At 51.2% G+C, this 6382-nt stretch carries 3 tRNA genes and 3 rRNA genes; all 6 read right to left on the bottom strand.

What is annotated here, in order from left to right:
• Positions 1–88: 88 nt before the first annotated feature.
• The 6 genes from Yoon_RS17845 to Yoon_RS17820 all read right to left on the bottom strand — a co-directional run bounded on the left by Yoon_RS17845 (position 89) and on the right by Yoon_RS17820 (position 5688).
• Positions 89–165: transfer RNA gene (locus Yoon_RS17845), tRNA-Met, on the bottom strand.
• Between the two features lie 67 nt (positions 166–232).
• Positions 233–347 (bottom strand): 5S ribosomal RNA (rrf, locus tag Yoon_RS17840).
• A 130-nt stretch (positions 348–477) separates the two neighbouring features.
• Positions 478–3314, bottom strand: a 23S ribosomal RNA gene (locus Yoon_RS17835).
• 416 nt (positions 3315–3730) lie between these two features.
• Positions 3731–3807, bottom strand: a tRNA-Ile gene (locus tag Yoon_RS17830).
• A gap of 167 nt (positions 3808–3974) precedes the next feature.
• Positions 3975–4050, bottom strand: a tRNA-Ala gene (locus Yoon_RS17825).
• A gap of 172 nt (positions 4051–4222) precedes the next feature.
• Positions 4223–5688, bottom strand: a 16S ribosomal RNA gene (locus Yoon_RS17820).
• The 16S, 23S and 5S rRNA genes sit together here with 3 tRNA genes alongside, the layout of an rRNA operon.
• Between the last annotated feature and the right edge of the window lie 694 nt (positions 5689–6382).

The following is a 6382-nucleotide window of genomic DNA, read 5'->3' as shown; positions in this document are numbered from 1 at the left end:
GTAGCACCATTGTAGCACCACGCATTTCGGTCGAAACGCAAATATCGCCCCGTAGGGCGTTAACGTATTGATATTACTTATCTAAAGTTGGTTGCGGGAGTAGGATTTGAACCTACGACCTTCAGGTTATGAGCCTGACGAGCTACCGGGCTGCTCCATCCCGCGCTATTGTGCCTCTCGGTGTTTTGTGAGGTCTTTTTGATATCGTATCGAGAGACGTGTTTCTTATTAGGTTTGGCAATGACTTACTCTCCCACGCCTTAAGACGCAGTACCATCAGCGCAGCGGCACTTAACTGCCGAGTTCGGGATGGGATCGGGTGTTTTGCTCGCGCTATTATCACCAAACCAAAAAAGAAACACGGGCCCTGCTTTCGCAGGGGCCGTAAACATCAGGTTTTGTTCCATTTCATCGTATACTGATGATTGTGTGTGTATGTACTTTGATTTGGTACAGTAAATCTTACTATTACTGGATCAAATCAAGCCTATCGAGCCATTAGTACCAGTCAACTGAACGCCTTACAGCGCTTACATCTCTGGCCTATCGACGAGGTGGTCTACCTCGGCTCTCAGGGATATCTTGTTTTGAAGGGGGCTTCCCGCTTAGATGCCTTCAGCGGTTATCCTGTCCGATCATAGCTACTCAGCACTGCCGTTGGCACGACAACTGATCCACCAGTGGATCGTTCACCCCGGTCCTCTCGTACTAGGGGCAACTCTTCTCAAATATCCTACACCCACGGAAGATAGGGACCGAACTGTCTCACGACGTTCTAAACCCAGCTCACGTACCTCTTTAAACGGCGAACAGCCGTACCCTTGGGACCTGCTCCAGCCCCAGGATGAGATGAGCCGACATCGAGGTGCCAAACGGTGCCGTCGATATGGACTCTTGGGCACCATCAGCCTGTTATCCCCAGCGTACCTTTTATCCGTTGAGCGATGGCCCTTCCACTCGGGACCACCGGATCACTATGGCCGTCTTTCGACTCTGCTCGACTTGTCAGTCTCGCAGTCAGGCTGGCTTCTGCCATTGCACTCAACGAGCGATTTCCGACCGCTCTGAGCCAACCTTCGCGCGCCTCCGTTACAATTTGGGAGGCGACCGCCCCAGTCAAACTACCCACCACGCAGGGTCCCGGACCCGGATAACGGGCCGCGGTTAGACATCAAGCAGAATAAGGGTGGTATCTCAAGGGAGGCTCCACGATGACTGGCGTCACCGCTTCAAAGCCCACCACCTATCCTGCACATACTGTGCCTGATGCCAATGCGAAGCTATAGTAAAGGTGCATGGGGTCTTTCCGTCTAACCGCGGGTATCCTGCATCTTGACAGGAAATTCAATTTCGCTGAGTCCACATTTGAGACAGCGGGGAAGTCGTTACGCCATTCGTGCAGGTCGGAACTTACCCGACAAGGAATTTCGCTACCTTAGGACCGTTATAGTTACGGCCGCCGTTTACCTGGGCTTCAATTCGGAGCTTGCACTCCTCCTTTTAACCTTCAGGCACCGGGCAGGCGTCAGACCCTATACGTCGTCTTGCGACTTCGCAGAGCCCTGTGTTTTTAGTAAACAGTCGCCACCCCCTGGTTTGTGCCCCCGCCCAAAACTTGCGTTCTGAACGGGCCTCCTTCTCGCGAACTTACGGAGGTATTTTGCCGAGTTCCTTAAATGTGGTTCTCTCAAGCGCCTTGGTATTCTCTACCAGTCCACCTGTGTCGGTTTAGGGTACGATCTTATAGGAGGGCTATTTCCAGGAACCTGTTAGCAGCCCATTCAATCCGATAAGGATGAACTACGTTTCAGATCCGTCACCACTCCATGGCCCAGGAATATTAACCTGGTTCCCATCGACTACGCCTTTCGGCCTCGCCTTAGGGGTCGGCTTACCCTGCTCAGATTAGCTTTAAGCAGGAACCCTTGGACTTTCGGCGAGGGAGTCTCTCACTCCCTTTGTCGCTACTCATGTCATCATTCTCACTAGTGATCTCTCCACCGGATCCCTCACAGGCCGGCTTCACAGAAAACTCCTTGCGTCCAATATTCCCCGAAAGGAATTAAGGACGCATGGAATTATGTCACACTACGCTCTGCTACCATGCGATAAATCGCATCCTAGACTTCGGCTCATGGCTTGAGCCCCGTTACATCTTCGCCGCAGGACAACTTATTTAGACCAGTGAGCTGTTACGCTATCTTTAAAGGATGGCTGCTTCTAAGCCAACCTCCTGGTTGTTTTGGTCGTCCCACCTGCTTTCCCACTTAGCCATGAATTAGGGGCCTTAGTCGTAGGTCAGGGTTGTTTCCCTCTCCACAACGGACGTTAGCACCCGCTGTGTGTCTGCCGGATATTACTCCTCGGTATTCGGAGTTTGATTAGGATCAGTAAGGCTGTGGGCCCCCATTACCCATTCAGTGCTCTACCCCCGAGGGTATTCGTCCGACGCTCTACCTAAATAGATTTCGCAGAGAACCAGCTATCTCCGAGTTTGATTGGCCTTTCACCCCTAGGCACACCTCATCCCGACCTTTTTCAACAGGTGTGGGTTCGGACCTCCAGTAAGTGTTACCTTACCTTCATCCTGGACATGCCTAGATCACTCGGTTTCGGGTCTGATCCACCGAACTCATGCGCCCTATTAAGACTCGCTTTCGCTGCGCCTACACCTAACGGCTTAAGCTTGCTCGGTAGACCAAGTCGATGACCCATTATACAAAAGGTACGCTGTCAGGCCTCAAGGGCCCTCCAACTGATTGTAGGCGTTCGGTTTCAGGTACTGTTTCACTCCCCTCGTCGGGGTGCTTTTCACCTTTCCCTCACGGTACTGGTTCGCTATCGGTCAGTAAGGAGTACTTAGCCTTCGAAGGTGGTCCTCCGATGTTCAGACAGAATTTCACGTGTTCCGCCCTACTTAATACGTCCTATCATGCTTCTTATACGGGACTGTCACCCACTATGGTTGGCCATTCCAGACCATTCTAATCACACTCAAGGCTCGGCTGGTCCCCGTTCGCTCGCCGCTACTAGGGGAGTATCTATTGATTTCCTTTCCTCCGGGTACTTAGATGTTTCAGTTCCCCGGGTTTGCTTTTGTAAACCTATGTATTCAGTCTACAAATACCTGTTTTACCCCGCTGTTAGCTGCCACCGAAGCGGCAATAACAACAAAGTATCAGGTGGGTTGCCCCATTCAGAAATCCATGGATCAAAGCTTATTCTCAGCTCCCCATGGCTTATCGCAGAGTATCACGTCTTTCATCGCCTCTTACTGCCAAGGCATCCACCAAACGCCCTTTTCGCGCTTGATTTGATCCAGAAATAGTCAGACTATTTCTGTGGGCCCTCCCTTTTGTAAAATCAAAAGGGCCCTTAATCAAAATGCATACATTGCAATGCCAGCCGCTGGTTCGCAACTGACACTGTTCGAATGAGATTACTCTCATTCCGGTTAGTGTACTTGACTTGGAACAAAATAGATTTGCATGACGATCAACGACACCTTGCGGTGCCTCTCGTCAGCTGACGATCCCTTACTCGGGTTCATCATCTATTCTGATGTTGTTTCTCTCTTTACGATGTCAATTCCGGAGAAGTCGAAGACTTCACCGACAAGGTGTAGCAAATTTCCGAAGGAAACTTGCGGGCCTTGCGTCCGATTGGACGGCTAAACACTCAACAGTGCTTAACGGTCAAATCGTCTTTCCTATCCAAACCCAAAAGGATTTGGTGGGTCGAGGAGGACTTGAACCTCCGACCTCACGCTTATCAGGCGTGCGCTCTAACCACCTGAGCTACCGACCCAGTTGATTTTGCAAAGCAAAATCGACGTCGTGCTGTCAGGGTATTGCGCAGCAATGCCCGAGAAGCACTGCAACACATCCAACAAACACGCTCTCATTGATTGCAAGCAATCAACTGCCGCTTTGTGCTTGGCGTAAGCGTTGCACGTTCAAATTTCATTTGAACGGTGGTGGAGCGTATCGGGATCGAACCGATGACCCCCTGCTTGCAAAGCAGGTGCTCTCCCAGCTGAGCTAACGCCCCATAAGGTACGTTCCACAACAGGTGGAACAAAACTGAAGAGATATGAGGACGGCCTGGCTCTAGGTCACTTCCAAGGAAGAAGTGCCTGAATATGTCGGCTTTGTTTGCCGACTGCTAAGTGTTCCACGATGATAAAAAGCAAGCTTTAAATCATGGCTAGGAACATCCTTAGAAAGGAGGTGATCCAGCCGCAGGTTCCCCTACGGCTACCTTGTTACGACTTCACCCCAGTCGCTGATCCTACCGTGGCCGCCTGCCTCCCCGAAGGGTTAGCGCAGCGTCGTCGGGTAGAACCAACTCCCATGGTGTGACGGGCGGTGTGTACAAGGCCCGGGAACGTATTCACCGCGTCATGCTGTTACGCGATTACTAGCGATTCCGACTTCATGGGGTCGAGTTGCAGACCCCAATCCGAACTGAGACATCTTTTGGAGATTAACTCACTGTAGATGCCATTGTAGCACGTGTGTAGCCCAACCCGTAAGGGCCATGAGGACTTGACGTCATCCACACCTTCCTCCCGCTTATCACGGGCAGTTTCCCTAGAGTGCCCAGCCGAACTGCTGGCAACTAAGGATGTGGGTTGCGCTCGTTGCCGGACTTAACCGAACATCTCACGACACGAGCTGACGACAGCCATGCAGCACCTGTCACTAGGTCTCTTACGAGAAAACCAGATCTCTCTGGCGGTCCTAGGATGTCAAGGGTTGGTAAGGTTCTGCGCGTTGCTTCGAATTAAACCACATGCTCCACCGCTTGTGCGGGCCCCCGTCAATTCCTTTGAGTTTTAATCTTGCGACCGTACTCCCCAGGCGGAATGCTTAATCCGTTAGGTGTGACACCAAAGGGCAAGCCCCCTGACGTCTGGCATTCATCGTTTACGGTGTGGACTACCAGGGTATCTAATCCTGTTTGCTCCCCACACTTTCGTACCTCAGCGTCAGTATCGAGCCAGTGAGCCGCCTTCGCCACTGGTGTTCCTCCAAATATCTACGAATTTCACCTCTACACTTGGAATTCCACTCACCTCTCTCGAACTCTAGACTGATAGTTTAGGAGGCAGTTCCGGGGTTGAGCCCCGGGATTTCACCCCCTACTTTCCAATCCGCCTACGTACGCTTTACGCCCAGTAATTCCGAACAACGCTAACCCCCTCCGTATTACCGCGGCTGCTGGCACGGAGTTAGCCGGGGTTTCTTTACCAGATACTGTCATTATCATCTCTGGCGAAAGAGCTTTACGACCCTAAGGCCTTCGTCACTCACGCGGCATGGCTAGATCAGGCTTGCGCCCATTGTCTAAGATTCCCCACTGCTGCCTCCCGTAGGAGTCTGGGCCGTGTCTCAGTCCCAGTGTTGCTGATCATCCTCTCAAACCAGCTAAAGATCGTAGACTTGGTAGGCCATTACCCCACCAACTATCTAATCTTACGCGGGCTAATCCTTCACCGATAAATCTTTCCCCCGAAGGGCGTATATGGTATTACTCTCAGTTTCCCGAGGCTATTCCATAGAAAAGGGTATATTCCCACGCGTTACTAACCCGTCCGCCGCTCCTCACCGAAGTGAAGCGCTCGACTTGCATGTGTTAGGCCTGCCGCCAGCGTTCGTTCTGAGCCAGGATCAAACTCTCAAGTTGAAAGCATCTTGCGACGCTATCCTTGACGTTCGAACCTCTGCACATCACCATATGACCTTACTGAAATCATATGGCGTTTCTCTGTTTGTTGTGCTTCAGTTAACAAAGTTAACCAGAAGCCGCCAAACAGTGAAGCTGACACTCTATCATCGGACCGAAATCCTAAGAGCGTTGATATACAGACGTCTGATCCATCGAACTGAACCAAACCGCCCACATATCTCTTCAGATATATCAATTTCAAACAGCGTAGAGACAAAAGTGACCAGATGCGCCCTAACTTAGTGGCGCGCCCCGCCTCAAATACCTCAAAATTTTCTTCCGCCTTCGAACCACTCTTCTGCGTTTCCGCTTCCGTCTGGCCCGTCCGGCGCCCCGTTGGAGCGTCTCTGCTCGTCCGGTAAGGGGGGTTCTAAGGTTAGCGACCGGGACCCGCAACCCCTTTTTTCAACAAACATGCATTTTTTATGACAATCGCGATTTTCCTAGTGTTTCAGCACACTTAGATACCTTTCATTGCGCGAACCCAAGGTAACATCGCAACTTTCTTACGCAGAATACAAACAGAACATACCAAATCTAGACTTATCCACACAACAACCCACAAGACTCACAAACAATCACCACCGCGATTCACATAAATCACACCCTCCCGCACCAAAATTCCCAGAAACGCACCCAAAAAAACCAAAAA

Origin of the sequence: Yoonia sp. I 8.24, from assembly GCF_022096995.1 — a bacterium.
GTDB lineage: Bacteria > Pseudomonadota > Alphaproteobacteria > Rhodobacterales > Rhodobacteraceae > Yoonia.
Note: the sequence above shows the minus strand (reverse complement) of the source record. Positions and strands in the feature narration are given on the sequence as shown.